Here is a 25,364-nt window from a genome sequence, read left to right on the forward strand (position 1 = left end):
ATTCCGGAGTTGCGGCGGCCGCCCTCAATGCCCGCCGCAGCTCTCGCCGTGCCCGTGCGCCACCCCGGCGTGCGCCTTGGCCTGGCCATGCAGCGCGGCGGCATGGTGGGCGATGTGCTCGCCGATGAAGCTGGCGATGAAGTAATAGCTGTGGTCGTAGCCCGGACGCATGCGCAACTGCAGCGGATGCCCGGCGGCGGCGGCGGCGGCCTGCAGCAGTTGCGGGCGCAATTGGCCGTCGAGGAATTCGTCGTCCCCGCCCTGGTCGATCAGCAGCGGCAGCTTCTCCTGCGCAGTCTTCACCAGCTCGCAGGCGTCGTACGCCTTCCACGCCTCGCGGTCCGGCCCCAGGTAGGCGGCGAAAGCCTTTTCGCCCCACGGCACCCTCGACGGCGCGACGATCGGCGAGAACGCCGACACGCTGCGGTAGCGCCCCGGGTGGCGCAGCGCCGCCACCAGTGCGCCGTGGCCGCCCATCGAGTGGCCGCTGATGGCGCGCGCGTCCGTCGCCGGGAAGTTCGCCTCCACCAGCGCCGGCAGTTCGTCCACCACGTAGTCGTGCATGCGGTAGTGGGCGGCCCACGGCTGCCGGGTCGCGTTGAGGTAGAAACCGGCACCCTTGCCCAGGTCGTAGCCCTCGGCATCGGCCACGTCCTCGCCGCGCGGGCTGGTGTCGGGGGCGACGAGGATCACGCCATGCTCGGCCGCGTAGCGCTGCGCGCCGGCCTTGGTGATGAAGTTCTGCTCGGTGCAGGTCAGGCCGGAGAGCCAGTACAGCACCGGCAGACGGCGCTCCTGCGCCTGCGGCGGCAGGTAGACGGCGAAGTCCATCGTGCAGCCCAGCACCGCGGATTCGTGCCGGTATACGTCCTGCCAGCCGCCGAAGCAGGCGCGGCGTTCAATGCGTTCCATCAACAACTCCTCGGCCCGGGTTTTTGCGGCCGTCTTCGGGTGGGGAAGCCCCCTTCGGTGGAAGGGGCGCGGCGAAGCCGCGGGGATCGGGCATATCGGGAGGCGGGGGCCCGGGTCCGCTTGCCGCGCGGACCCGGGAAGCGCCGCCCGCCGCTCAGGCAGTGCCGTATCGCACCACGCTGCGGATCGACCTGCCCTCGTGCATCAGCTCGAAGGCGTGGTTGATGTCCTCCAGCGGCATGGTGTGGGTGACGAAGGGCGCCAGTTCGATCTCGCCCTTCATCGCGTCCTCGACCATGCCCGGCAACTGGCTGCGGCCCTTCACCCCGCCGAACGCGGTGCCCTTCCAGGTGCGCCCGGTGACCAGTTGGAACGGGCGGGTGGAGATCTCCTGCCCGGCGCCGGCCACGCCGATGATCACGCTCTGGCCCCAGCCGCGGTGCGCGCATTCCAGCGCCGCGCGCATGACGTCGACGTTGCCGATGCACTCGAAGCTGTGGTCCACGCCCCAGCCGGTCATCTCCACGATCACCTGCTGGATCGGCTTGTCGTGGTCCTTGGGATTGACGCAGTCGGTGGCGCCCATCGAGCGTGCCAGCTCGAACTTGCCCTGGTTGGTGTCGATGGCGATGACCCGGCCGGCCTTGGCCTGGCGCGCGCCCTGGATCACCGCCAGGCCGATCCCGCCCAGGCCGAACACCGCCACGCTGTCGCCCTCCTGGACCTTGGCGGTGTTGTGCACGGCCCCTATGCCGGTGGTCACCCCGCAGCCCAGCAGGCAGACCTGCTCGGGGTCGGCCTGCGGGTTGATCCTGGCCAGCGAGACCTCGGCCACCACCGTGTACTCGCTGAAGGTCGAGCAGCCCATGTAGTGGTAGACCGGCTCGCCTTCGTAGGAAAAGCGCGTGGTCCCGTCGGGCATCACGCCCTTGCCCTGGGTGGCGCGCACGGCCACGCACAGGTTGGTCTTGCCCGACTTGCAGAACAGGCATTCCCCGCACTCGGCGGTGTACAGCGGGATGACGTGGTCGCCCGGCTTCACCGAGGTCACGCCCTCGCCCACCTCCACCACCACGCCCGCGCCCTCGTGGCCGAGCACGCAGGGGAACAGGCCTTCCGGGTCGTCGCCGGACAGGGTGAAGGCGTCGGTATGGCATACGCCGGTGTGGCTGATCTTCACCAGCACCTCGCCGGCCTTGGGCGGGGCGACGTCGATCTCGACGATCCGCAGCGGCTGGCCGGGGGCGAAGGCGACGGCGGCACGGGACTTCATGGCATGGGCTCCTGCTTGTTGCGAAAGGCGGATGGCGCGGCGCGGGCCGCACCGGGCTACTTGAGATAGGAACGCACCAGGCCGGTCACCTCGCGCACCCGCGCCTGGCGCTGCGCCTCGGAGGCGGCGGGCTGGCCGAACTCTTCGCGGATGTGCGCCTCCATCACCTCGGACATCAGCCCGTTGACCGCGCCGCGGATGGCGGCGATCTGCTGCAGCACCGCGCCGCAGTCCTGGCCGGCCTCCAGCGCGCGCTCCAGCGCCTCGGCCTGGCCGCGGATGCGGCGCACCCGCGCCAGGACGCGCTTCTTCTCGTGCGGCGTGTGCGGCATGGCGGCTCCTATCCAATACTGGGGTATGGTATCAGACCGGGCGGGTTCCCGCCCGACGCCGCCTAAAGTCGCCGGCGGGCCGGCCGCTAACGTCGCCGTACCAAGTTCCGCCGCGCACGCGGCGGAAATCCGTCTGGATGTCCGGGAACCATGCTCAAAACCATTAGTGTCGGCCAGCTGCGGCCGGGGATGTACGTGCAGCGGCTGCATGGACCCTGGCTGCAACACCCCTACTGGCGCTCGTCCTTCCTGGCCACCGACCGCGACGTGGAGCGGCTGCTGGCCAGCGAGGTGGAAACGGTGGAGATCGACGCCAGCCGCGGCGAGGACGTGCATGCGCCGGCCCCGGCGGCGGTGGCCGTCGATGCGCACGTCCCGGCATCGGCCGCGCGGCCCGCGCCGGCCGCCTCCGGCGATCCCGCCGCCGACCTGGACTCGGAGCTGAGCCGGGCCCGGCGCATCTGCCGCGAAGGCCGCGACGCGGTGGAGGCGCTGTTCCGCGAGGTCCGGCTGGGACGCACCATCGACCCGGGCGCGGTGATGCCGCTGGCCGAGGAGATCACCGCCTCGGTCATCCGCCACCCCGGCGCGCTGATCGGCATCGCCCGGCTCAAGACCGCCGACGACTACACCTACCTGCACTCGGTGGCGGTGAGCGCGCTGATGGCCGCGCTGGCCCGGCAGATGCGCCTGTCCGAGGACGAGTGCCGCCAGGCCGCGATGGGCGGGCTGCTGCACGACATGGGCAAGGCGCGCATGCCGCCGGAGATCCTCAACAAGCCCGCGCGCCTGACCGACGAGGAATTCGCGCTGATGCGCACGCACCCGGAGGAAGGCGAGCGCCTGCTGCGCGAAAGCGGCATGGACAACGCCAGCGTGCTGCACATGGTCCGCCACCACCACGAGAAGTTCGACGGCGGCGGCTATCCGGAACGGCTGCCGGCCGAGGCCATCCCGCTGCTCACCCGCATGAGCGCGGTGTGCGACGTCTACGACGCGGTCACCTCCAACCGGCCCTACAAGGAAGGCTGGGACCCGGGCGAGTCGCTGCGCCGCATGGCGTCGTGGAAGGGCCACTTCGACCCGGCCGTGCTCAAGGCCTTCGTCGCCACCGTGGGCATCTACCCCATCGGCACCCTGGTGCGCCTGTCCAGCGACCGCCTGGCCGTGGTCCTGGAGCAGCGCGGCACGGCGCTGTCCTCGCCGCTGGTGCGGGTGTTCTTCTCGGCCCGCTCGCGCAGCCAGATCCTGGTGCACGACGTGGACCTGTCCGCGGCGGGCTGCCCCGAGCGCATCGTCGGCCTGGAATCGCCGCGGCAATGGGGGTTCCGCGACCTGGAGAAGCTCTGGGCGCCTTGAGGCGGGCGGGTATCGGCCACGGGCCGGGCGCGTCTGGACAGGCACCGGCCCGCGCAACCACAATCGCCGGCCCGATAAATCCCAAGGAACGGTTTCACATGATCCAGCTTCGACGCGCCCGCCTGCTCCTCGCGCTCCTGAGCCTGTCCGTCGCCGTGGCCATGCTGGCCGGCTGCAAGCCCGGCGCAACCGGCGACGCCGGCCGGAACGCCACCGCCTCCACCGCCGCCAGGTCCACCGGCCCGCTCGACCCGCTGCTGGCCGAGCCCCAGGTGGGCGACCTGTGGGCGGCCGAGCTGTCGCATTTCTCCGGCGGCGAGTTCAGCCAGAACGGAAAGGAGCGGGAGACCGTGTACGGCCTGATGAAGGTGATCGACGCCTCGCCCGACGACCTGGTCCTGGTCACCGAGACTGGCGCCTGGCCGAAGAAGCAGGGCGCGATCAACGACCTGCGCGGCGACCTGGCCGACATCGAGTGGGACGAGAACGAGAAGATCACCGTCCGCCGCAGCGAGATCGCCGGCCTGGTCGGCGAGGGCAGGATCGTCGAGGCCCGGCGCCTGGCCGGCGACTGAACCCGGCGACACCCCGCAAGGCGAAAAGCCGGGCCCAGGCCCGGCTTTTCCTATTGGGAGCCGACTTCGGCCGGCGACATGCCGCCGGCGCCTGGCCGGGTCAGTAGGCGAACTCGCGGAACACCCGGTCGATGTCGCCGTTCCAAGGGCCGTGGAACAGCTCCAGCTTGCGCTCGGCGGCGGTCTGCCCGGCCTGCGCCATCTCGATCAGCGGGTCGAGGAAGCGGGTCTCGTCGGCGCCGTTGGCGTTGAGCGCCGCGCGCCGGCGCAGGCCGGCCACGGAGATCTTCAGCGCCTCGATGGCCAGCTCGCGCACCGTGGCGTCGCGGTTGCCGATGCGCGCCGGCAGCTTCAGCGCGTGCCGGGGCACGCCATCGCGCAGGGCGTGGCGTTCGGCGCGGGTGAAGTCCTTGACCAGGTCCCAGGCCGCGTCCAGCGCCGCGTCGTCGTACAGCAGGCCCACCCAGAACGCGGGCAGGGCGCACAGCCGGTTCCAGGGACCGCCGTCGGCGCCGCGCATCTCCAGGTACTTCTTCAGCCGCACCTCGGGGAAGGCGGTGGTCATGTGGTCGGACCAGTCGCGCAGGGTCGGCAGCGCGCCGGGCAGCACGTCCAGCTTCCCGGCCAGGAAGTCGCGGAACGACTTGCCGGCCGCGTCCACGTAGCGCCCTTCCCCATCGGCGCCGGCGCGGTAGGAGAAGTACATCGGCACGTCGAGCAGGTAGTCGATGTAGCGCTCGTAGCCGAAACCGTCCTCGAACACGAAGTCGAGCATGCCGGTGCGGTCGGCGTCGGTGTCGGTCCAGATGTGCGAGCGGTAGCTCAGGTAGCCGTTGGGCCTGCCTTCGGTGAACGGCGAGTCGGCGAACAGCGCGGTGGCCACCGGCTGCAGTGCCAGCGACACCCGGAACTTCTTCACCATGTCCGCCTCGGAGGCATAGTCCAGGTTGACCTGCACCGTGCAGGTGCGGGTCATCATGTCCAGGCCGAGGCTGCCCACCTTGGGCATGTAGTCGCGCATGATCCGGTAGCGGCCCTTGGGCATCCACGGCATCTGGTCGCGCCGCCACTTGGGCTGGAAGCCCATGCCCAGGAAGCCGATGTCCAGCCCGTCGGCCACCTGGCGCACCTCGTCCAGGTGGGTGCCCACCTCCACGCAGGTCTGGTGGACCGACTCCAGCGGCGCGCCGGACAGCTCCAGTTGCCCGGCCGGCTCCAGGGTGACCGAGGCGCCGTCGCGCAGCAGGGCGATGGTGCGCGCCGGCCCGTCGCCGATGCGCTCGCGCACCGGTTCCCAGCCGAAGCGGGTCATGCCCTCCAGCAGCGCCTCGATGCCGCGCTCGCCGTCGAACTCCGGCGCGCGCAGGTCGTCCAGGCGGAAGCCGAACTTCTCGTGCTCGGTGCCGATGCGCCAGTCGGCCTTCGGCTTCTCCCCGGACGCGACGTAGTCCAGCAACTGGCCGCGCCGGGTGATCGGGGTATCGGGGGTATGGCTGGGGCTCGACAAGGGCTGGCTCGTGGTGCGTCGGCGGCGCGCGGCGCGTGTGGAGCGCGCACTATAGCCTGCGCTACCGTCCCCGGAGGCCGCCTCCACCGCGCCACTGCATTCCGCCGGCGCGACCATCGCCGGCGACGCGGCCGGGCCGGCTCGTTTACCCTTGCACCCCCGCGGCGCGGCGCTCTTCGCCGTCGCGGCCATTACCTGGAACCGTAACCCTCTGGAGCCTCGCACATGATCCGACCGTCGTATCTCCCGGCCACGGCCGCGCTGCTGGCCCTGTCCTTCTGCGCCATCGCCCGCGCGCCCGAAGCGGCGCCTCCGCAGGTACCGGGCGTGTACCACCACGCGACCGGCCCCCTGCGGGTGACCGCGCTGCTCGACGGCAACGTGGCCCTGTCGCAGCAACTGCTGGCGGGCGCCGCGGCGGACCGGGTCGCCGAGCTGCTCGAACGCGGCTTCGTGCCCGGCGATGCGCAGGGCGTGCAGACGGCGGTCAACGCATTCCTCGTCCGCGCCGGCGACACCCTGGTACTGGTGGACGCGGGCACGGGCGACTGCTTCGGCCCCGGCCTGGGCCGGGTGCCGGAGAACCTGCGCGCCGCCGGCTACGCGCCGGAGCAGGTCGACCACGTGCTGCTCACCCACGCCCACCCGGACCACATGTGCGGCCTGCGCGACGCGCAGGGCGCCGCCGTCTACCCGAATGCCACGGTCTGGCTGGCGCAGGCCGACGCCGACTACTGGCTGGACCCGGCCTCGGAGGCCAAGGCGCCGGAGGACTCGCGCGCCACTTTCGCCATGGCGCGGCGCGCCATCGCCCCGTACCAGGCCGCCGGCCGGGTGCAGCGCTTCGTCCCCGGCCAGCCGGGGCTGCCCCTGGGCGCGGCCGCCCTGGACACGCACGGGCATACGCCCGGCCATGTCTCCTACCTGTTCGGCGAGGGCGGGCAGGGCCTGCTGGCGTGGGGCGACGTGCTGCACTTCCACGCGGTGCAGTTCGCCCACCCGGAGGTGAGCATCGAGTTCGACAGCGACCGTACCGCCGCCATCGCCTCGCGCAAGCGCGTGCTGCAGCAGGCCAGCGGCGAGCGCTGGTGGGTGGCCGGCGCGCACCTGCCCTTCCCCGGCCTGGGCCACGTGCGCACCGAGGACGGAGCCTATGCCTGGGTGCCGGCCGAGTTCAGCCCGCTGCCCGACGAGCGCTGAGCGCGCCGGCTTCGGCGTCAGGCCGGCTTCGGCGGCTGCGCCGGCCCCAGGCCCAGCCAGCCGGCCACCACCGCGCGCGCCTCGTCCACGCCCTGCTTGGACTCGCCCGAGAACGCCTGCACGCTCACGCTGTCGCCGTAGGCCGAGGCCAGTTCGCGGCGCACCGCGGCCGCGGCCTGCATCTGCTGGCCGCGGCCGAGCTTGTCGGCCTTGGTCAGCAGCGCGTGCGCCGGCAGGCTGCGCGATGCCGCGTAGTCCAGCATCTGCCGGTCGTAGTCCTTGAGCGGATGGCGGATGTCCATCACCACCACCAGGCCCTTCAGCGCCTGGCGGGTGCGGAAGTAGCGGTCGATGAACGCCTGCCAGTGCGCCTGCAGGTCCTGCGGCACCTTGGCGTAGCCGTAGCCGGGCAGGTCGACCAGGCAGCGCTGCGGCTCCACCTCGAAGAAGACCAGTTGCTGGGTGCGGCCGGGGGTCTTGGACACGCGCGCCAGCGCGTTCTGCCGGGTCAGGGCGTTGAGCGCGCTGGACTTGCCGGCATTGGAGCGGCCGGCGAAGGCGACCTCGTGGCCGCCATCGGGCGGCAGTTGCGCAGGGGTGTGCGCGGCGCCCAGATAGCGGGCCTTTTCGAGCGGACTGGACATGCGCATAGGATCGCACGGCACGCGGCCGCGGCGGCCATGGAAGGGGTTTCATTGACCGTCGCGCCCCGGCTTGGGGATAATCCCGGTGTTTCGCGGCTGTTCACAGGCCGCATCGATCGGGTACCCGGAGCTCTAGCATGCGCCACGCTCGCGTTATCGCCCTTGCCGGTCTGGCCGTCGTGGCCACCGCCGCCGTCGCCTACGCCGCCCAGACCACGGTGGTGCCGGTGCCGGACAACGCGCCGGTGGAGGCCGCCCCGCTGGAAGTGGACCTGAGCAAGACCCACTGGGGCGATGCCGAGGCCGGCGCCGAGAAGGCCGTGGCCTGCGCCGCCTGCCACGGCGCCGACGGCAACCCGACCGACCCGCAGTACCCGCGCCTGGCCGGCCAGAGCGAGCGCTACATGGCCCGCCAGCTTGCCCTGTTCGCCAGCGGCGAGCGCCATGGCGGCCTGGCCGCGGTGATGGCGCCGTTCGCGCAGATGCTCAGCCCGCAGGACATGCGCGACGTGGGCGCCTTCTTCGCCACCCAGAAGGCCGGCGCCGGCGTGGCCGACGATGCCCTGGTCGAAGGCGACGGCCCCTATGCCGGCCTGAAGTTCTACGAGATCGGCCAGAAGCTGTACCGCGGCGGCGACCCGGAGCGCGGCATCCCCGCCTGCCTGGCCTGCCACGGCCCGGCCGGCGCCGGCAACCCGGGCCCGGCCTACCCGCACGTGGGCGGGCAGATGGCCGACTACACCGCCCGCCGCCTGCAGGAGTACCAGGCAGGCGTGACCAGCGAGAAGGACCCGACGCTGTTCCACATCATGGCCCAGGTCGCCGGCAAGCTGACCGAACAGGAGATCGGCGCCCTGTCCAGCTACCTGCAGGGCCTGCACGACCGCGCCGACGACGTCGCCGAGGCGGGGATTCCGCCGCGCTCGTGAACTTTCGCGGTCCCGCCGCGGTCACAGACGTCGCGATTCCCTCCTCTCCTGTTTGCGCCGGCCCCTGGCCGGCGTCGTTTTTTACGCCCTACGCGCCACCGCAGCCGCCACCGGACCCCCGCCAGGAAGCGCCGCCAAGATGAAATCCCTGATCGCCGGACTGTTCCTCGCCGCGCTGGCCTGGCTGCCGGCCGCGCATGCCGCCGACACGCCGCAGGCCGGGCGCGACTACGTGGAGATCGACGTCGGCCCCTGGGCGCCGAAGGCGGGCCGGATCGAGGTGGCCGAGGTGTTCGGCTACACCTGCCCGCACTGCGCGCACTTCGAGCCCATGCTGCGGCAATGGAAGGCGAAGCTGCCGCCCGACGTGGACCTGGTGCCGGTGCCGGCCGCCTTCGGCGGCGGCTGGGACGCCTGGGCGCGCGCGTACTTCGCCGCCCAGCGCCTGGGCGTGGCCGAGCGCACCCACCAGGCGGTGTTCGATGCGCTCCACCGCGACGGCACCCTGCCGCGCAACGCGACCGCGCAGGAACTGGCCGGCTTCTACGCCAACCACGGCGTCGATCCCGAGCGCTTCCGCGCCGCCCTGGCCGACCCGCAGGTCGATGCGCTGCTGCGCAAGTCCGCCGCCTTCGTCCGCGGTGCGGGGCTGGGCGGCACGCCGACGGTGATCGTCAACGGCCGCTACCGCGTGCTCGGCGAGCGCTACGAGGACGTGCTGCGCACCAGCCAATGGCTGATCGCGCGCGAGCGCTCGGCCCACGCCTCCACTTCCCGCTGACGGCCCCCTGGCCGATCCTGTCCCCTTCCGCCGGAGAACCCCGCCCATGAAAACGCGCCTGAGCCTGATCCTGCCGCTGCTGCTGAGCCTGGCCGCCTGTTCCGGCGCGCAGGCCCCACCCCCGGCCGCGCAGGACACCGCCGCGCCCGTCGAGACGCAGGACGCCGCGCCGGCGGCCCAGGCCGATGCGGACACCGCCCCCGAGGCGACCGATGCCGCCGAGGCCGGCGCCGGGGAGGCCGGCGAAGCGGCCCCCCTGGCGCCGCGACCGCCCAGCGGACCGGCTCCGGTGGCCGGGGTGGACTACGTGGAGATCGCCAACGGCCAGCCGTTCCAGCCGGCGGCCGGCAAGATCGAGGTGGCCGAGGTGTTCGGCTACACCTGCCCGCACTGCGCCCAGTTCGAGCCGGTGCTCAACGCATGGAAGCGGCGCCAGCCGGCCGACGTGGAGGTGATCGCGGTGCCGGCCGCGTTCGGCGGCTTCTGGACCCCGTACGCGCGCGCCTTCTACACCGCCGAGGCGCTGGGCGTGCTGGCGCAGAGCCACGACGCCATGTTCGCGGCCATCCACCTGCAGCGCAGCCTGCCGGTGAACCCCAACGTCGGCGCCGAGCAGTTGGCCCCGTTCTACGCCCGCTACGGCGTGGACGCCAAGCGCTTCGCCGATACCTTCAACAGCTTCGGCGTGGACGCCAAGATCAACCGCGCCCGCCAGTTCGCGTCCAAGTCGAAGATCGAAGGCACCCCGTCGCTGGTGGTCGCCGGCAAGTACACCATCACGGTGGACCAGCAGGGTTTCGACAAGATGCTCAACACCGCCGAATGGCTGATCGCCCAGGAGCGCGGCGGCACGCGCTGAGCGCGCCACACCCCCCACGCACGCATGGACACCCTCCCCCCCACCTTCGAATCGTCGGCCGACGCGCTCCTGGCCGACGCGGCATCGGGCACGCGCACCCTGCGCATGCTCAGCGCCAACATCCAGGCCGGCTCAAGCACCCGCCGCTACAGCGACTACCTGACCCGCAGTTGGTCGCACGCGCTGCCGTCGGGGAGCAAGCGCAGCAGCCTGGACGTGATCGCGCAACTGGCCGCCGGGCACGACATCGTCGGCCTGCAGGAAAGCGACCCGGGCAGCCTGCGCTCGGGCTTCACCAACCAGACCCGCTACCTGGCCCAGCGCGCCGGCTTCCACTACTGGACCCACCAGCCCAACCGCAGCGTCGGCGGCGTGGCCTCCAGCGCCAACGGCCTGCTCAGCCGGCTGGAACCGGTGAAGACGGTCGAGCACGCGCTGCCCGGCCGGATCAAGGGCCGCGGCGTGCTGCTGGCGCACTTCGGCGACGACCGCCAGGGCCTCACCGTGGCGGTGGCGCACCTGTCGCTGGGGGCCAAGTCGCGCCTGGTGCAGTTGTCCTTCATCGCCGAGGTGCTGAAGGACCATCCCAACACGGTGCTGATGGGCGACTTCAACTGCCTGGCCGACCAGCCGGAGATGAACGTCCTGTACCGCAACACGGGGCTGCGCCCGCCCGAGTGCGCGGTGCCGACCTTCCCGAGCTGGAAGCCGCAGCGGGCGATCGACCACATCCTGATCAGCGGCCAGTTGCGCTGCGCCGGCGCGCGCGCCCTGCCGGCCGCGTTCTCCGACCACCTGGCGCTGGCGATGGATATCGACGTGCCGGAGGCGGCGCTGCGGAGCTGAGGGCGCGACGCCCCTCACGGGAGTGAAGCGCCGCCCGCCTGCTTCCCTTTTTTCGGCGAAGCCGAAGAGAGGGGGCATGGCCGTTTCCCTGACCGCATCAAGCGGAGCGGCTTCGGAAGGGGCCCCCGTCCGGAACTATGAAGCTCGACGGCGTTGCTGTTGCCGTTCGACGGCCCGCGTAGATGTACATGCCTGGCGGTCGCGCCCAAGGCGCCCCTACAAGAAGCAGCGCAAGAGGCACACGGATGGCCCCGGAGAGGAGTGAAACCCCCCTGGCGCTCAGAACCCGTAGCGCAGGAAGCCGCCGTCCACCGCGATGCATTCGCCGGTGACATAGGCCGCCGCCGGCAGGCACAGGAAGGCGACCGCGCCGGCCACTTCCTCCGGCTCGCCGATCCGGCGCATCGGGGTGCGTTCCAGGACTTCGTCGTAGTAGTCCGGGTCCGACAGCGGGCCGGAGGTGCGGCGGGTGCGGATGTACCACGGCGCCACCGCGTTGACCCGGATGCCGTCGGCCGCCCATTCGCAAGCCAGGTTGCGGGTCATCTGGTGCAGCGCGGCCTTGGTCATGCCGTAGACCACGCCGCTGCGCACGTGGGTCAGGCCGGAGACGCTGCCGACGTTGACGATGCACGAGGCCGGGTGCCGCGCCAGCAGCGGGTGCGCGTAGCGCGACAGCTCGAAGGCCGAGAACAGGTTGGTCTCGAAGATCGAGCGCCATTCGTCCTCGGTGTAGTCCACCGCCGCCTTGGTGGCGTTGGCGCCGGCGTTGTTGACCAGGACGTGCAGGCCGTCGCCCTGGTCCTCGGCCCAGTCCAGGATCGCCTGGCGGTCGTCGTCGTCGGCCACGTCCGCGGCCATGGCCTGGACGTCCCGCGCCGGATGGCGGTCGGCCAGTTCGTCGCGCGCCTGCTGCAAGGCGTCCTCGCCGCGCGCGACCAGCAGCAGGTCCGCGCCCAGCGCGGCCAGCTCGTGCGCGATCGCAAGGCCGATGCCGGCGCTCGCCCCGGTCACCAGCGCCAGTCTTCCGTCCAGCCGCCAACGGTTGCCGTCCATGGGGCGTAGGATACCTTCCGGTCCCATCGACGGAGCGAACCGATGCATCGACTCATCCGTGCCCGTCCCTGCCTGGGCGTCGCCGCGGCGCTGTGCGCCATCGTCCTGGCCGGGTGCCGCCCCGAGCCGCCGCCGACCGAGCAGCCGCCGGAGCCGCAGGCGCATACCGAACTGCGCGATGCGATCCAGGCGCCGCAGCACAAGGCCGCCGCGGTCGAGGACGCGCTGCAGCAAGGCGCCGCCAGCCAGCGCGCGCAGATCGACGCGGCCGAGGGCGGCTGACGACGCGCCCGGTTCCACCGCCGCTTCTTGCGGGAGCCGGCTTCCGCTGGCGACATCCCGGAGGTCCATGGAAGGCGGCCATGCGCGCAGGGCGGTCGCCGGCGGTACCCGGCTCCTGCATCAAAGCACCGCGGCTGGCCGTGCTACGCCCGCGCAAGCGGGCGCTCCGCCGGCACGATGCCGCGCTACAGCCCGCAGAAACAGTAGGCCAGCGACTTCACCGGCGCGCCGTCGCGGTCCTTGAGCGCGCGCTCGACGAAACGCAGTTGCGCCTCGGTCTCCGGCATGGCGCGGGCCAGCGCGGCGCGGGCCAGGCCCGAGTCCTGCAGCAGCGCCGCGCCCAGGCGGCTGCCGGCGAAGCCGGACATGAACTGCGCGAACGGCGTGGCCGCCTTCTCGATGTAGTGCACCCGGTACTTGCCCTTCTCGCCCAGCTTGGCGCGCGCGGCGGCATCGGCGACGGCATCGGCCAGGCCGCCCAGCGCGTCGACCAGGCCGCGTTCCTTGGCCTGCGCGCCGCTCCACACCCGGCCGCGGGCGACCTCGTCGACCGCCTCCACCGGCTTGCCGCGCGCGGCGGCGACCTTGCCGGTGAAGTCGGCGTAGCCCTTGTCGATCACCGCCTGGATCACCTGGCCCACCGCCGGGTCCAGCGGCCGGGTCACGTCGAAGGCGCCGGCGAAGCGGGTGGTGCCCACGCCGTCGGTGTGCACGCCGATCTTGTCCAGGGTGCGGGTGAAGTTGGGGATCAGGCCGAAGATGCCGATCGAACCGGTGATCGTGGACGGGTCGGCATAGATGCGGTCGGCGTTCATGCTGATCCAGTAGCCGCCGGACGCGGCCAGGTCGCCCATCGACACCACCACCGGCTTGCCGGCCTCCTTCAGCAGCTCGACCTCGCGGCGGATCTGCTCGGAGGCAAACACCTCGCCGCCGGGCGAGTCCACGCGCAGCACCACGGCCTTGACGTGCTCGTCCTCGCGCGCCTGGCGCAGCAGCGCCGAAGTCGACTCGCCGCCGATGCGGCCGGCCGGCTGGTCGCCGCCGGTGATCTCGCCCTCGGCCACCACCACCGCCACCTGCGGGCGCTTGTCGATGGGCAGGCGCCGGGCATCGAGCTGCTGCAGGTAGCCGCCCAGGCCGATGCTGCGGAAGCCCAGGTCCGAATCCTCGTCGGCCACGCCGCGCTCGGCCATCAGCGCCATGACCTGCTCGCGGGTCATCAGGCCGTCGACCAGCTTCTGCTCCAGCGCATACCTGGCCAGGTCGCCGCCGGCGGCGGCGATGCCGGCCGGCAGGTCCTCGATGCCGGCCGCCAGCCGCGCGGCGTCGAGCTTGCGCGCGGCGGCGACGTCGCCCAGGTAGCGCTGCCACAGGTCGTTCATCCAGTACAGGTCCGCTTCCTTGGACTCGGGCGAGGCCGCGTCGAGGATGTAGGGCTCGGCCGCGGACTTGTACTCGCCCACCCGGAACAGGTGCACGTCCACGCCCAGCTTTTCCTGCAGGCCCTGGCGGTAGTACTGGCGGTAGCGGCCCAGGCCCTCCAGCAGCATGCCGCCCATGGGGTCCAGGTAGATCTCGTCGGCCTGCGCCAGCAGCAGGTATTGCGACTGGCCGATGCCCTCGCCGAAGCCCACCACCTGCTTGCCGGCCGCGCGCAGCCCGGCCAGCGCGGCGGAAAGCTCGCGCAGCGAGGCGTAGCCGGAGGGCTGCAGCTTGTCCAGTTGCAGCAGCACGCGCTCGATGTGCTTGTCTTCCTTGGCCGCCTCGATCGCGCGCAGCAGGTCGCGCAGTTGCACCTCGTCGGCCGAGTCGTCGCCCAGCGCCTTGGCCAGCGCGCGGGTCACCGGGTCGGCGGTGAACTGCTCCACCAGCCGCCCTTCCGGCGCGATCACCAGGGTGGTGCGCTCGGTCAGCGGCTTGACCCCGCTGCCGCGGCCGACCGCGGCCACGAACACGATCAGGATCAGGAACAGCAACCCGAAGAACAGCAGGTTCAGGATCAGCCGGCGGGTGAAGTTCATCACGTCCCACAGCCCGACGAAGAAGGCGGCAATGGGATTGCGGCGGGGCAGCGGCGGCGGGTTCATCTGGGGCTCCTGCGGGCGACGACGGGCGTTCCTGGGTTCTTGCGATGCAGCATACCGGCAGCGGGGACGGGTTTCATGCGCCTGAAGTCACCGTGCCGGAAGGTGCGGGGCCGGGCATGGGCACGGGCGCGGGGAGGCGCCGCAGGCTGTACGCCAGGCGCCAGCCCATCAGCACCGCGGCGGCGGCCAGGCCCACGGTCAGCCCGGCCCACATGCCCTGCGGGCCGCCGCCCAGGCCCAGGCCCAGCCAGGCGCCCAGCGGCATGCCCAGGCCCCAGTACGAGGCCATCGCCAGGAACATCGGCACCCGGGTATCGCGCAGGCCGCGCAGGGCGCCGGCGGACATCACCTGGATGCCGTCCGGGAACTGGAACGCGGCCGCGTACAGCAGCAGGACCGAGGCCAGCGCGGCCACCGCCGCGTCGCGGGTGTACACCGCCACGATGGCGTCGTGGCCCAGCAGCAACAGCAGCGCCGACAGGGTCTGGGTGGCCAGCACGATGACGTAGCCGGCGCGCGCGGCGCGGCGCACGCCATCCGGGTCGCCGCTGCCCAGGGCGCGGCCCACCCGCACCGTGGTCGCCTCGGCCAGGCCCATGGGCACCATGAAGCACAGTGCGGCCACGTTGATCGCGATCTGGTGCGCGGCCGCCGGCACCTCGCCCAGCCGTGCGATCAGCAGCGCGGTGACGATGAACAACCCGCCTTCCATCAGCACCGTGATCCCGATGGGCAGCCCGGTGGCCAGCAGCGCGCCGATCACGCGCGGGCGCGGCGCCTCCAGGCGCGCGAACAGCGCCAGCGGCGCGAACCGCCGCGAACGCGCCAGGTAGGCGGCGAACGCCAGCGCCTGCAGCCACATCACCGTGGCCGAGGCCGCGCCCAGGCCGGCCGCGCCCATTTCCGGCAGCGGCCCGGCGCCGAAGGTCAGCGCCCCGCCCAGCGGCGCCAGCACCGCCAGCCCGCCGAAGCCCAGCAGCATGGTCGGCAAGGTCCAGTGCAAGCCCTCGCTGAGGTAGCGCATGCAGAAGAACAGGATCAGCGCCGGCACGCCCCAGCGCACCGCGTGCGCGAACGCCACCGCGCCGGGAACGATGTCCGGGGCGATGCCGAACGCGCCCAGCGCCAGCGGCACCGCGCTCAGGAACGCGAACATCAGCGCGCCCAGCCCCAGTCCCAGCCACAGCGCCTGGCGGAACAGCGGCGCGATCTCGTGGCGGCGCCCGGCGCCGTCCAGTTGCGAGACCGAGGCGGTCAGCGCGATCAGGGTGCCGATGGGCACCATCATCGGCAGCCACAGCAGCGCGGTGCCCACCGTCACCGAGGCCAGGGTGCGGGTGCCGTGGTGGCCGGCGATGACGTTGTCGACGAAGTTGATCAGGCCGGTGGACACGTGGCCCAGCACCAGCGGCAGGCCGAGCGTGGCGGTGGCGCGCAGTTCGTGGCGCAGGCGCGGCGCCGGCGGGGCGGGCGGATTCATCGAGGGGAGGGCCGAGGAACGCGACGGCGGGGCGCGGCGGCGCCGGTACGGGTCGCGAAGGTGCGCGATTCTACCCGCACGATGGTGTTCAGTGCCCGCCTTGCCGCTCCAGCCAGGCGTCCCATTGCGCCGCCGGCCGCGCCAGCAGCTCGCGGCGCAACCGGTCGCGCGCGGAGGGCGGCGCCAGCCGTGCCAGCTCCGCCAGCCGGGCGCGCTGGGCCGGTGTCATCGCCTTCAGCGCGGCCAGCAGCGGCTCGCGCTCGTCGGCGGCGACGTAGCCGAGCAGGGGATGCAGCGCGGCGTAGTCCGCGCCCAGCGCCGGTCCCAGCCGCCAGCCACGGCGCTCCACCTCGTCCAGTGCCCCGAAGCGCGCCTGCAGGGCGGCGCGCTCGGCCTCGGGAAGGGCCTCCAGGGCCACGGCCGCCTCGCGCAGGCGCGCCTGTTCGCTCGGGTCGAGGCCTTGCCAGGCGGCCCGGCGCGCGGCGGCGCCAGCGGCGCCCGGCGGGTCGATGTCCATGGCCGGCACGGCCTGGCCGGCGTCGCGCTCGATCCGGGGCGCCGGCGCCCCGGCCACGTACCAGGACAGCAGTTCGAGGGCGTCCACCACGGGATCGGCGAGCGTGGCCACCGCTGTCGGGGACCGGCCGGCCCCCGGGTCGGCAATGGATGCGGCGCCGGGCGCTTCCGGCAAGGGTTCGACGAGGATGGGACCGGGGTCGTGGATGCCCGGTTCCTCGGGTTCGGCCTGGGTGACCGGCGCCTCGGCGGGACCGGCGCCCGGCATGCGTTCCCACCAGGTGGCGGCCAGGGCGGCGGCGCAGGCCGACGCGACCAGCAACGCCCAGCGCCAGCGCCGGTCGGGCGACGCGGTCGGGCGCGACGGTCCGGGCGGCGCGGCGGCGCGGCCGGATGGCGGACCAGCGCCGGCCAGGGCCGCCTCGCGCAACTCGGCGATCCGCAACAGCCGGCGCGGCGGCAGCTCGCGCCCGGCCTGCTGCACGGCCTGGGCCATGCGCTGCCAGGCGGCCGCATCCGCGCCGCCGGCCGCGTCGCGCGGACAGGCCTGGCCCAGCCACTGCCGGTAGGTTTCCACGGCCAGGTCCAGGGCATCGGCCGCCGAGGCCTCGTCCAGGCCCGCCGCCAGTCGCAGCAGCAGCGCCCGCCGCGGCCCCGGCGCCAGCCCGGCCAGCCATTCCAGCCCGTCGGGCCATTGCCCGGTGCCTTCCAGCGGGGTGGCCGCCACCAGGCGCCAGAACCGGCCCGGCCAGTGCGCCATCGGCGCGCGTGCCGCCTGCCCCGCGAAGGCGCGGATGGCGGCGGCCAGGGCCGACCCCGCCGCTTCCGTGCGCCCGCTGTGCAGCCACAGGAACAGCCAGGCACGGCGCTCGCTGCCGCGCACGAACGCGGCCAGCGCGGCCGGGGCTTCGTCGGTTCTGCTCAAGGCCATCCCGCGTGCGCAGTCGCCGTCATGGGCGCCGATGATACGGCGCGCGCGCCTGCCGGCCCCGGCTTGACACGCCCGCCGCGGCTGTTCCAGCCCGCTGCTGCAAGGCTTGCGCCGGTTCCGGTTGTGCACAGCGTCATCGTCGATGACAGCCCGGCGCGCGCACCTACGGCGGACCCTGGACGGCCACCATGTTTCACGGCCAAGTTCATGATTTCAATGGATTTAATTGTGTGGCGCTTTTTTGACCAACCCGGGTCGCAGGCTTGTATCTGCGTACTTGCGGCGTGAAGCACCGCTTTGATGCACAAGCTTATCCACAGTTGGTGTGGATAAGCACGAATCTCCAACCGGGGCCGTGGTTTACATCCCATTTATCAGCCTGACCGCAGCAATGCGACGCAACCGCTTTGCGCCGGTCCCGCACCGCCCCCTTAGACTGGCGAGGATGTCCGCCGCCTGCCTCCGCGTCGCCCTGCCCGTCCCGCTGCCGCGCCTGTTCGACTACCTGCCGCCGGACGGCCAGACCGCCGCCGCCGGCGATGTCGGCCGGCGGGTGCGGGTGCCGTTCGGCCCGCGCGAACTGGCCGGCGTGGTGGTCGCGGTGGGGCCTCCCGAGACGGCGGCCGGGCTGCGCCGGGCCCTGGCCTTCGCCGACCCGGCGCCGCTGTTCCACGGCGAGTTGCTGGACTCGCTGCTGTGGCTGGCCCGCTACACCCATGCGCCGCCCGGCGAGGTACTGGCCACCGCCCTGCCGGCACCGCTGCGCGCCGGCGAGCCGCTGCCGGACACGCATGCCTGGGCCTGGGCGCTGACCGAGGCCGGCGCCACCGCCCTGGCCGGCCTGCGCCGCGGCACCCGGCCGCGACGCCTGGCCGAACTGCTGCAGGCCGGCCCCCTGGACGAGGACCGGCTGGACCGGGAGCTGGACGGCTGGCGCCCGGCGGCACGCTCGCTGTCGCGCCGCCGCTTCGCCGAACGGGTGGCCGTTCCCGCCATCGCCCAGACGCCGGCGGCGCAGCCCGGGCCGCTGCCGAACCCGGGCCAGCAGGCCGCCATCGAGGCCATCGCCGCGGTGGAGGGCTTCGCCGCGGTGCTGCTGGAAGGCATCACCGGCAGCGGCAAGACCGAGGTCTACCTGCACGCCATCGCGCAATGCCTGGCGCGCGGCCGCCAGGCGCTGGTGCTGGTGCCGGAGATCGGCCTGACCCCGCAGACCCTGGCCCGCTTCCGCGCCCGCCTCGGCGTGCCGGTGCACGCCCTGCATTCCAACCTCGCCGACGGCGAACGCGCCCGGGTATGGGCGGCGGCCTGGTCCGGGCAGGCGCGGGTGATCGTCGGCACCCGCTCGGCGGTGTTCACCCCGCTGCCCGATGCCGGGCTGATCGTCATCGACGAGGAACACGACGGCAGCTACAAGCAGCAGGACGGCATCCGCTACCACGCCCGCGACTTCGCCCTGGTGCGCGGCAAGGCGCTGGGCGTGCCGGTGCTGCTGGGCAGCGCCACGCCCTCGCTGGAGACCCTGCACAACGCTGGCGCCGGCCGCTACGCGCACCTGCGCCTGCGCCAGCGCGCCGGCGATGCGAGCCCGCCGCAGGTGCGCATCCTCGACGTGCGCAAGCGCCCGCTGCAGGCCGGGCTGGCGCCGGAGACGCTGGAGACGATAGGCGCGGCCCTGCGCGAGGGCGGCCAGGTGCTGGTGTTCAAGAACCGCCGCGGCTACGCGCCGGTGCTGCTGTGCCACGACTGCGGCTGGAGCGCGCAATGCCCGCGCTGCAGCACGCCGCTGCAGGGCACGCCGATGACCGTGCATGCCGGCGGCGGCAGGCTGGTATGCCACCACTGCGGCCACCGCCAGGCGCGGCCGCCGGCCTGCCCGGACTGCGCCAGCCTGGCGCTGCAGCCGCAGGGCATCGGCACCGAGCGGCTGGAGGAACTGCTGGCCGAGCGCTTCGCCGACTGGCCGGTGCTGCGCATCGACCGCGGCACCACCGCCCGCCGCGACGGCCTGGCCAGGCTGCTGGCCGAACTGGGCCAGAAGCCCGGCATCCTGGTCGGCACCCAGATCCTGGCCAAGGGCCACGACCTGCCCAACCTGACCCGCGTGGTCGTGGTCGGCGTGGACGAGGGCCTGTTCTCCACCGATTTCCGCGCCGGCGAGAAGCTGGCCCAGTTGCTGGTGCAGGTGGCCGGCCGCGCCGGCCGCGCGCAACGGCCCGGCCAGGTGTGGTGGCAGACCCACCACCCGGACCACCCGCTGCTGCATGCATTGATCCAGGGCGGCTACGACGGCTTCGCCCGGGACGAACTGGCCCTGCGCCAGGCCGCCGGCTTCCCGCCGTTCGCGCACCTGGCCCTGCTGCGCGCCGAGGCGCAGCAGGCCGAGGCGGCCGGCGCGTTCCTGCAGGCGGCCCGGGACATCCTGCTGGAAGCGGGCGGCCCGGCGGCCGCGCCGATCGACCTGCATGGCCCGATCACCGCGCCGATGGCGCGCCGCGCGGGCCTGTACCGCATGCAGTTGCTGCTGTCCTGCCCGCATCGCCCGGCGCTGCATGCGCGCCTGGACGCCGCGCTGCCGGCGATCCACGCCCTGCCCCAGGCACGGCGCACGCGCTGGTCGCTGGACGTGGACCCGGTGGACCTGTACTGAGCGTTCCGCGTGTTCCGCGCGCGCGGAACGAGGCGGCGCGCGCCTTCAGTTGCCGTTGCCGCGCGCGCCCTTGGCCTCGGGATGGCGCCGGTCGCGCACGTAGATGGCCAATTCCTGGCGGCGCACCTCGAACAGGCCAATCGCGGAAATCAGGTCGCTGAGCTTGCGATAGCCGTAGTTGCGCGGATCGAACGAGGCGCGGTTGGCGATCTGCTTGCCGACGCCGCCCAGCGACGCCCAGCCATGGTCGTCGGCGCCGGCCTCCACCGCGCTGCGCAGCAGGTTGACCAGCTTGGTGTCGCCGCGCAGCTCGGTGCCGGTGCGCGGCTTCAGCGCCGGGGTGCGGGACCCCGCAGCGGCGGCGGCCTGCGCGGCCGCGGCGGACGCCGGCTCCTGCGCGGGGATCGCCGGCTCGGCGTCCGGCTCCGCCTCGCCCAGGGCTTCCACGTAGGTGAACTGCGAGCATGCGTTGACGAAGGGCAGCGGGGTCTTCTTCTCGCCGAACCCGTAGACCTTGGCGCCGCCGGTGAGCAGGCGCATCACCAGCGGGGTGAAATCCGCATCCGAGGACACCAGGGCGAACGCATCCAGCCGCTCGTGGTGCAGCAGGTCCATCGCGTCGACCACCATCGCCATGTCCGACGCGTTCTTGCCCTTGGAGTAGGCGAACTGCTGGATCGGGCGGATCGCGAACTCGTGCAGCACCGCCTCCCAGCTCTTGAGGTTGGGGCTCTTCCAGTTGCCGTAGGCGCGGCGCACGTTGGCCACGCCGTGGCGCGCCACCTCGGCCAGCACCTCGTCGATCTTCGCCGCCGGCGCGTTGTCGGCATCGATCAGCAGGGCGATGCGGGTTTCCTTCTCGGCCATGGTCTTCCTCCGTGGATGGGCGCGTCGCGCGCACCGCCGCAGTGTCGCATGGCAGGGTCGGCGCACGGACCGCGCGCGTGCCAGAATCGGCCCATGGACGCGATCGACACCCGGCTTCCCCACCTGGTCGTGATCGGCGGCGGCTTCGCCGGGCTATGGGCCACGCGCGCGCTGGCCAAGGCACCGCTGCGCATCACCCTGCTCGACCGCAGCAACCACCACCTGTTCCAGCCGCTGCTCTACCAGGTGGCCACCGCGGGGCTGTCGGCGCCGGACATCGCCGCGCCGCTGCGGCACATCCTGCGCCGGCAATGCAACGTCCAGGTGCGGCTGGGCGAAGCCACCGGCATCGATCCGGCCGCGCGCCGGGTGGCACTGGCCGACGGCGGCGCGCTCGGCTTCGACTACCTGCTGCTGGCCAGCGGCGCCACCCACGCCTACTTCGGCAACGACCAATGGGCCGCGCACGCGCCGGGCCTGAAGTCGCTGGACGACGCGCTGCACCTGCGCCGCCAGTTGCTGTTGGCGTTCGAGCGCGCCGAGGCCTGCGACGATCCGGCCGAGCGCGCGGCATGGCTGAGCTTCGCCGTGGTCGGCGGCGGCCCCACCGGCGTGGAACTGGCCGGCACCCTGGCCGAGATCGCCCGGCACACGCTGAAGGACGAGTTCCGCCGGATCGACCCGGCCAGCGCGCGCGTGCGCCTGGTCGAGGCCGGGCCGCGGGTGCTGGCGTCCTTTCCCGAGGAACTGTCGCGCAAGGCGCGGCGCCAGCTCGAACGCCTGGGCGTGGAGGTGTCCACCGGCGTGCCGGTCACCGCGATCGACGGCGGCGGCTACCGCCTGGGCGAGGACTACGTGCACGCACGCACCGTGGTGTGGGCCGCCGGCGTGGCCGCCTCGCCGCTGGCGCGCGCGCTGGGCGTGCCGCTGGACCGCGCCGGGCGGGTGATCGTGGAGCCGGACCTGAGCGTGCCCGGGCACCCGCACGTATTCGTCGCCGGCGACCTGGCCGCGGTGCAGCGTGCCGACGGGCGCCCGGTGCCGGGCGTGGCGCCGGCGGCCAAGCAGATGGGCCGGCACGTGGCCGCGTCGCTCCGCGCGCGCCTGCGCGGCGTGCAGGCCGGCGCGTTCGGCTACCGCGACTTCGGCAACCTGGCCACCATCGGGCGCATGGCCGCGGTGGTGGACCTGCACGGGTTCAAGCTCTCCGGCCTGCTGGCGTGGTGGTTCTGGCTGGCCGCGCACGTGTTCTTCCTGATCGGCTTCCGCAACCGCCTGGTGGTGCTGCTCAACTGGGCCTGGGCCTACTGGAGCTACCAGCGCGCGGCGCGGATCATCCTGGGCCGGGACCGCGAGGGGCCGGTGCCTCCTGCCTGAACCGTCGGGCGCCGCCGGCTTCAGTCGGCGACCAGGCCGGGGAACCGCACGCGCTCCCCCGCCGCGCCGGCCGCAACCTCCAGGGTCACGTTCATCACCGTCGGGTCGTCGCGGTCCAGGGCGACCCGGAAACCCAGTTGCCGGCACATCGCCAGCATGGTCGCGTTCTCGCGCAGCACCTGGCCCTCCACCGCCTTCAGGCCGATGCTGCCGGCGTACTCGATCATGATCCGCATCAACTGCCAGCCGATGCCGTGGCCCTTCAGGTCCGAGCGCACCAGGATGCCGTACTCGCCGCGCTCGTAGTTGGCGTCGGCCAGCAGCCGCACCGCGCCCAGCATCCGCCCGCTGCCCGGCTCCAGCGCCACCAGGGCGATGGAGCGCGCGTAGTCGAGCTGGGTCAGGCGGGCGATGAACTCGTGGCTGAAGTGGCGCACCGCCGAGAAGAAGCGCAGGCGCAGGTCCTCGTCGCTGACCTTGTCGAAGAACGCGCGGAACAGGTCCTCGTCCTCCGGCCGCACCGGGCGCACGGACATGCGCCGGCCGTGGGCCAGCTCCACCTCGCGCTCCCACTCCTTGGGGTACGGGCGGATCACGAAGCGCGAGTGCCACGGCCCCTTCCGCGCCGGCCCCTCGTGCGGGGCGATGGCCACCCGCGCGTCCACCGCGATCACGCCGTCCTTGTCGGCCAGCAGCGGGTTGATGTCCAGTTCGCGCACCTGCGGGATGTCGGCGGCCAGTTGCGCCAGCTTCACCAGCACCAGCGCCACCGCGCGCTCGTCGGCGGCGGGCACGTCGCGGTAGGCCTTGAGGATGCGCGAGACACGGGTGCGCGCGATCAGCTCGTGGGCCAGGCGCAGGTCCAGCGGCGGCAGCGCCAGGGCCTTGTCGTCGATCACCTCCACCGCGGTGCCGCCGCGGCCGAACACCACCACCGGGCCGAAGGTGGCGTCGTCGGCCAGGCCGGCGATCAGTTCGCGCGCCTTGGCCTTGACGATCATCGGGTGCACGGTCACGCCCTCGATGCGCGCCTGCGGGCGCAATTCGCGGGCGCGGGCGAGGATGCCGGCGGCGGCCTCGCGCACCGAGGCCTCGCTGGCCAGGTTCAGGCGCACGCCGTCCACGTCGGACTTGTGGACGATGTCCGGCGAGAGGATCTTCAGCGCCACCGGCGTGCCTTCGGCCAGCAGCGGCGCGGCCGCGGCCACCGCCGCGTCCGGGTCGGCGGCCAGGGTCACCGGGGTGATGGGGATGCCGTAGGCGTCCAGCAGCGCGGTCACCTCCAGCGGGTCCAGCCAGCGCCGGCCCTGCGCCAGCGCCCCGGCCACCACCGCCTGCGCGGCGGCGGTGTCGACCACGAAGTCCTCCGGCAGGCTGGGCGGGGTCTCCATCAGCGCTTGCTGCACCTCGCGGTGGCGGACCAGGTAGGTGTAGCCGCGCACCGCGTCGGCCTCGGTGGCGAAGGTGGGCACGCCGGCCGCATCCAGCCGCGCCAGGGCCCGCTCGCCGCCGCCCAGCCATACGCCCAGCACGGGCTTGGCCGCCGCCGCACCGCCGCGCGGACGCTTCTCCAGGACCGAGGCCACCGCCTCGGCGGCCTCGACCGAGGACGACAGCGCGGTGGGCACGTTCATCACCAGCACCGCGTCGTTGTCGCGGCTGGAGAGCAGGGTTTCCAGCGCGGCGGTATAGCGCTGCGCATCGGCGTCGCCGACGATGTCCACCGGGTTGGCGCGCGACCAGGTGGGCGGCAGCACCGCGTCCAGCCGCTGGACCGTGGCCTGGTCCAGCGCGGCCAGGGTGCCGCCCAGGTCGATCAGGCGGTCCACCGCCAGCACGCCGATGCCGCCGCCGTTGGTGAGGATGGCCAGGCGGCCGCCCGGGGCGCTGCGCAGGTGGCCAAGGGTCTCGGCGGCGGCGAACAGTTCGTCCAGGGCCAGCACCCGCAGCAGGCCGGCGCGGCGGAACGCGGCGTCGTAGACCGCGTCCGAGCCGGCCAGGGCGCCGGTATGGGTGGCCGCGGCCTTGGCGCCCTGCGCGTGGCGGCCGGACTTGACCACCACCACGGGCTTGGCGCGGGCGGCCGCGCGCGCGGCGGACATGAACTTGCGCGCGTGGCGGATCGATTCGATGTACAGCAGGATCGCGCGGGTCTTCGGGTCCTGGGCGAACCAGTCCAGCAGGTCGCCGAAGTCCACGTCCAGCGCGTCGCCCAGCGAGACCACGGCGGAAAAGCCGATCGAGCGCGCCGCGCCCCACTCCACCAGGCCGGCGGCGATCGCGCCCGACTGCGAGACGAGGGCCAGGTCGCCCGGCAGCGGCGCGCGCGCGGCGAAGCTGGCATTGAGCCCGACGTGCGGGGCCATCACCCCCAGGCAGTTGGGGCCGACCACGCGCAGGCCGTGCGGCCGTGCGATATCGCGCAGCCGCTCCAGCAGCGAGCCGGGCCCGTGACCCAGGCCGGCGGTCACCACCACCGCCGCCCGCGCGCCCACGGCGATGGCCTCGGCGATCACGTCCGGCACCGTGGCCGCCGGGGTGGAGACGACCACCAGTTCCGGCTGGAACGGCAGATCGGCCAGCCGCGCGACGGTGGCGATGTCCTCGATCCGCGGATACTTCGGGTTGACCACGCCCACCGGCCCGGCGAAGCCGGCCTGGCGCAGGTTGCGCACCACCGTGCGGCCCACCGAGCGCTCGCGCGGGCTGGCGCCGACCACGGCGACCGAACGCGGGCGGAAGACCGCCTCCAGGGCATAGGTACTCATCGCGCGCGCCTCGTCTCCATGCATGCGCACGATACAGGGCCGGCCGTCTACGGCCCGCCCCCGGACAATATGTCCCATCCCCGCCGCGCGGGCCCGGCCTATACTTCCGGCGAAGGTTTACCCAGCGCTG

The 25,364-nt window shown here is 73.2% G+C and carries 21 protein-coding genes; 10 read left to right on the forward strand and 11 right to left on the reverse strand.

Features of this window, described 5'->3' with window-relative positions; translation table 11 throughout:
- Positions 1-24: 24 nt before the first annotated feature.
- The 3 genes from fghA to HNR76_RS12115 all read right to left on the reverse strand — a co-directional run bounded on the left by fghA (position 25) and on the right by HNR76_RS12115 (position 2,517).
- Positions 25-912: an S-formylglutathione hydrolase gene (gene fghA / locus HNR76_RS12105; protein ID WP_162310170.1), complete on the reverse strand. Its 888-nt coding sequence runs from the start codon at positions 910-912 to the stop codon at positions 25-27.
- A gap of 154 nt (positions 913-1,066) precedes the next feature.
- Entirely contained in the window at positions 1,067-2,185 is a 1,119-nt protein-coding gene (locus HNR76_RS12110; RefSeq protein WP_162310169.1) for an S-(hydroxymethyl)glutathione dehydrogenase/class III alcohol dehydrogenase, read from the reverse strand.
- 56 nt (positions 2,186-2,241) lie between these two features.
- Positions 2,242-2,517 (reverse strand): metal/formaldehyde-sensitive transcriptional repressor, encoded by a 276-nt coding sequence (locus HNR76_RS12115; protein ID WP_162310168.1) that lies wholly within the window; start codon positions 2,515-2,517, stop codon positions 2,242-2,244.
- 150 nt (positions 2,518-2,667) lie between these two features.
- Between HNR76_RS12115 and HNR76_RS12120 the strand changes: the two genes are divergently transcribed.
- Positions 2,668-3,876: an HD-GYP domain-containing protein gene (locus HNR76_RS12120; RefSeq protein ID WP_162310167.1), complete on the forward strand. Its 1,209-nt coding sequence runs from the start codon at positions 2,668-2,670 to the stop codon at positions 3,874-3,876.
- A 98-nt stretch (positions 3,877-3,974) separates the two neighbouring features.
- Positions 3,975-4,451, forward strand: a complete 477-nt coding sequence (locus tag HNR76_RS12125; RefSeq protein ID WP_162310166.1) for a hypothetical protein — start codon at positions 3,975-3,977, stop codon at positions 4,449-4,451.
- Between the two features lie 100 nt (positions 4,452-4,551).
- Here the strand turns inward: HNR76_RS12125 and HNR76_RS12130 are convergent, their stop codons facing one another.
- Complete coding sequence (locus HNR76_RS12130) at positions 4,552-6,075, reverse strand: glutamate--cysteine ligase (RefSeq protein ID WP_425501768.1); 1,524 nt, start codon at positions 6,073-6,075, stop codon at positions 4,552-4,554.
- A 108-nt stretch (positions 6,076-6,183) separates the two neighbouring features.
- On the opposite strand from HNR76_RS12130, the gene HNR76_RS12135 reads away from it, so the two are divergent.
- Positions 6,184-7,158, forward strand: a complete 975-nt coding sequence (locus HNR76_RS12135) for an MBL fold metallo-hydrolase (protein WP_162310164.1) — start codon at positions 6,184-6,186, stop codon at positions 7,156-7,158.
- Between the two features lie 17 nt (positions 7,159-7,175).
- Here the strand turns inward: HNR76_RS12135 and yihA are convergent, their stop codons facing one another.
- Complete coding sequence (gene yihA / locus HNR76_RS12140) at positions 7,176-7,802, reverse strand: ribosome biogenesis GTP-binding protein YihA/YsxC (protein WP_162310163.1); 627 nt, start codon at positions 7,800-7,802, stop codon at positions 7,176-7,178.
- Positions 7,803-7,939: 137 nt separating this feature from the next.
- On the opposite strand from yihA, the gene HNR76_RS12145 reads away from it, so the two are divergent.
- The 4 genes from HNR76_RS12145 (at position 7,940) to HNR76_RS12160 (ending at position 11,217) form a co-directional block, all read left to right on the forward strand.
- Positions 7,940-8,731, forward strand: coding sequence for a c-type cytochrome (locus HNR76_RS12145; RefSeq protein WP_162310162.1), 792 nt, complete (start codon positions 7,940-7,942; stop codon positions 8,729-8,731).
- A 139-nt stretch (positions 8,732-8,870) separates the two neighbouring features.
- Entirely contained in the window at positions 8,871-9,512 is a 642-nt protein-coding gene (locus HNR76_RS12150) for a thiol:disulfide interchange protein DsbA/DsbL (RefSeq protein WP_162310161.1), read from the forward strand.
- Positions 9,513-9,558: 46 nt separating this feature from the next.
- Positions 9,559-10,371, forward strand: coding sequence for a thiol:disulfide interchange protein DsbA/DsbL (locus tag HNR76_RS12155; protein ID WP_162310160.1), 813 nt, complete (start codon positions 9,559-9,561; stop codon positions 10,369-10,371).
- Positions 10,372-10,476: 105 nt separating this feature from the next.
- Positions 10,477-11,217 carry an endonuclease/exonuclease/phosphatase family protein gene (locus HNR76_RS12160; protein ID WP_162310400.1) on the forward strand — a complete coding sequence of 247 codons (741 nt, stop codon included), beginning with the start codon at positions 10,477-10,479 and terminating at the stop codon, positions 11,215-11,217.
- 279 nt (positions 11,218-11,496) lie between these two features.
- Here HNR76_RS12160 and HNR76_RS12165 read toward each other — a convergent pair whose 3' ends face one another.
- Positions 11,497-12,273, reverse strand: a complete 777-nt coding sequence (locus HNR76_RS12165; protein ID WP_162310159.1) for an SDR family oxidoreductase — start codon at positions 12,271-12,273, stop codon at positions 11,497-11,499.
- 42 nt (positions 12,274-12,315) lie between these two features.
- Between HNR76_RS12165 and HNR76_RS12170 the strand changes: the two genes are divergently transcribed.
- On the forward strand, positions 12,316-12,555 hold the full coding sequence (locus HNR76_RS12170) for a hypothetical protein (protein WP_162310158.1): 240 nt from the start codon (positions 12,316-12,318) through the stop codon (positions 12,553-12,555).
- A gap of 185 nt (positions 12,556-12,740) precedes the next feature.
- Here HNR76_RS12170 and sppA read toward each other — a convergent pair whose 3' ends face one another.
- From sppA to HNR76_RS12185, 3 genes are all read right to left on the reverse strand, one after another.
- On the reverse strand, positions 12,741-14,645 hold the full coding sequence (gene sppA / locus HNR76_RS12175; RefSeq protein ID WP_162310157.1) for a signal peptide peptidase SppA: 1,905 nt from the start codon (positions 14,643-14,645) through the stop codon (positions 12,741-12,743).
- A gap of 73 nt (positions 14,646-14,718) precedes the next feature.
- Entirely contained in the window at positions 14,719-16,125 is a 1,407-nt protein-coding gene (locus tag HNR76_RS12180) for an MATE family efflux transporter (protein ID WP_162310156.1), read from the reverse strand.
- An 88-nt stretch (positions 16,126-16,213) separates the two neighbouring features.
- The gene (locus HNR76_RS12185) at positions 16,214-17,566 is read right to left on the reverse strand and encodes a hypothetical protein (RefSeq protein WP_162310155.1); all 1,353 of its coding nucleotides are present in this window, start codon (positions 17,564-17,566) and stop codon (positions 16,214-16,216) included.
- A gap of 451 nt (positions 17,567-18,017) precedes the next feature.
- Here HNR76_RS12185 and HNR76_RS12190 point away from each other — a divergent pair, with 451 nt between their 5' ends.
- A complete protein-coding gene (locus tag HNR76_RS12190; RefSeq protein ID WP_162310154.1) occupies positions 18,018-20,222 on the forward strand; it encodes a primosomal protein N' in 2,205 nt (734 codons plus the stop codon).
- Positions 20,223-20,267: 45 nt separating this feature from the next.
- Here HNR76_RS12190 and HNR76_RS12195 read toward each other — a convergent pair whose 3' ends face one another.
- Entirely contained in the window at positions 20,268-21,089 is an 822-nt protein-coding gene (locus tag HNR76_RS12195; RefSeq protein ID WP_162310153.1) for an NYN domain-containing protein, read from the reverse strand.
- A 93-nt stretch (positions 21,090-21,182) separates the two neighbouring features.
- Between HNR76_RS12195 and HNR76_RS12200 the strand changes: the two genes are divergently transcribed.
- Positions 21,183-22,466 carry an NAD(P)/FAD-dependent oxidoreductase gene (locus HNR76_RS12200; RefSeq protein WP_162310152.1) on the forward strand — a complete coding sequence of 428 codons (1,284 nt, stop codon included), beginning with the start codon at positions 21,183-21,185 and terminating at the stop codon, positions 22,464-22,466.
- Positions 22,467-22,486: 20 nt separating this feature from the next.
- Here HNR76_RS12200 and HNR76_RS12205 read toward each other — a convergent pair whose 3' ends face one another.
- Positions 22,487-25,234, reverse strand: a complete 2,748-nt coding sequence (locus HNR76_RS12205; RefSeq protein WP_162310151.1) for a bifunctional acetate--CoA ligase family protein/GNAT family N-acetyltransferase — start codon at positions 25,232-25,234, stop codon at positions 22,487-22,489.
- Positions 25,235-25,364: the final 130 nt, after the last annotated feature.

This window comes from Pseudoxanthomonas broegbernensis, from assembly GCF_014202435.1.
Taxonomy (GTDB): domain Bacteria; phylum Pseudomonadota; class Gammaproteobacteria; order Xanthomonadales; family Xanthomonadaceae; genus Pseudoxanthomonas; species Pseudoxanthomonas broegbernensis.

What these genes read in the sequence shown, in the direction of transcription:
- fghA (WP_162310170.1), bottom strand. Translation starts at nt 912, where the DNA reads ATGGAACGCATTGAACGCCGCGCCTGCTTCGGCGGCTGGCAGGACGTA.
- HNR76_RS12110 (WP_162310169.1), bottom strand. Translation starts at nt 2,185, where the DNA reads ATGAAGTCCCGTGCCGCCGTCGCCTTCGCCCCCGGCCAGCCGCTGCGG.
- HNR76_RS12115 (WP_162310168.1), bottom strand. Translation starts at nt 2,517, where the DNA reads ATGCCGCACACGCCGCACGAGAAGAAGCGCGTCCTGGCGCGGGTGCGC.
- HNR76_RS12120 (WP_162310167.1), top strand. Translation starts at nt 2,668, where the DNA reads ATGCTCAAAACCATTAGTGTCGGCCAGCTGCGGCCGGGGATGTACGTG.
- HNR76_RS12125 (WP_162310166.1), top strand. Translation starts at nt 3,975, where the DNA reads ATGATCCAGCTTCGACGCGCCCGCCTGCTCCTCGCGCTCCTGAGCCTG.
- HNR76_RS12130 (WP_425501768.1), bottom strand. Translation starts at nt 6,075, where the DNA reads ATGGTCGCGCCGGCGGAATGCAGTGGCGCGGTGGAGGCGGCCTCCGGG.
- HNR76_RS12135 (WP_162310164.1), top strand. Translation starts at nt 6,184, where the DNA reads ATGATCCGACCGTCGTATCTCCCGGCCACGGCCGCGCTGCTGGCCCTG.
- yihA (WP_162310163.1), bottom strand. Translation starts at nt 7,802, where the DNA reads ATGTCCAGTCCGCTCGAAAAGGCCCGCTATCTGGGCGCCGCGCACACC.
- HNR76_RS12145 (WP_162310162.1), top strand. Translation starts at nt 7,940, where the DNA reads ATGCGCCACGCTCGCGTTATCGCCCTTGCCGGTCTGGCCGTCGTGGCC.
- HNR76_RS12150 (WP_162310161.1), top strand. Translation starts at nt 8,871, where the DNA reads ATGAAATCCCTGATCGCCGGACTGTTCCTCGCCGCGCTGGCCTGGCTG.
- HNR76_RS12155 (WP_162310160.1), top strand. Translation starts at nt 9,559, where the DNA reads ATGAAAACGCGCCTGAGCCTGATCCTGCCGCTGCTGCTGAGCCTGGCC.
- HNR76_RS12160 (WP_162310400.1), top strand. Translation starts at nt 10,477, where the DNA reads ATGCTCAGCGCCAACATCCAGGCCGGCTCAAGCACCCGCCGCTACAGC.
- HNR76_RS12165 (WP_162310159.1), bottom strand. Translation starts at nt 12,273, where the DNA reads ATGGACGGCAACCGTTGGCGGCTGGACGGAAGACTGGCGCTGGTGACC.
- HNR76_RS12170 (WP_162310158.1), top strand. Translation starts at nt 12,316, where the DNA reads ATGCATCGACTCATCCGTGCCCGTCCCTGCCTGGGCGTCGCCGCGGCG.
- sppA (WP_162310157.1), bottom strand. Translation starts at nt 14,645, where the DNA reads ATGAACCCGCCGCCGCTGCCCCGCCGCAATCCCATTGCCGCCTTCTTC.
- HNR76_RS12180 (WP_162310156.1), bottom strand. Translation starts at nt 16,125, where the DNA reads ATGAATCCGCCCGCCCCGCCGGCGCCGCGCCTGCGCCACGAACTGCGC.
- HNR76_RS12190 (WP_162310154.1), top strand. Translation starts at nt 18,018, where the DNA reads ATGTCCGCCGCCTGCCTCCGCGTCGCCCTGCCCGTCCCGCTGCCGCGC.
- HNR76_RS12195 (WP_162310153.1), bottom strand. Translation starts at nt 21,089, where the DNA reads ATGGCCGAGAAGGAAACCCGCATCGCCCTGCTGATCGATGCCGACAAC.
- HNR76_RS12200 (WP_162310152.1), top strand. Translation starts at nt 21,183, where the DNA reads ATGGACGCGATCGACACCCGGCTTCCCCACCTGGTCGTGATCGGCGGC.
- HNR76_RS12205 (WP_162310151.1), bottom strand. Translation starts at nt 25,234, where the DNA reads ATGAGTACCTATGCCCTGGAGGCGGTCTTCCGCCCGCGTTCGGTCGCC.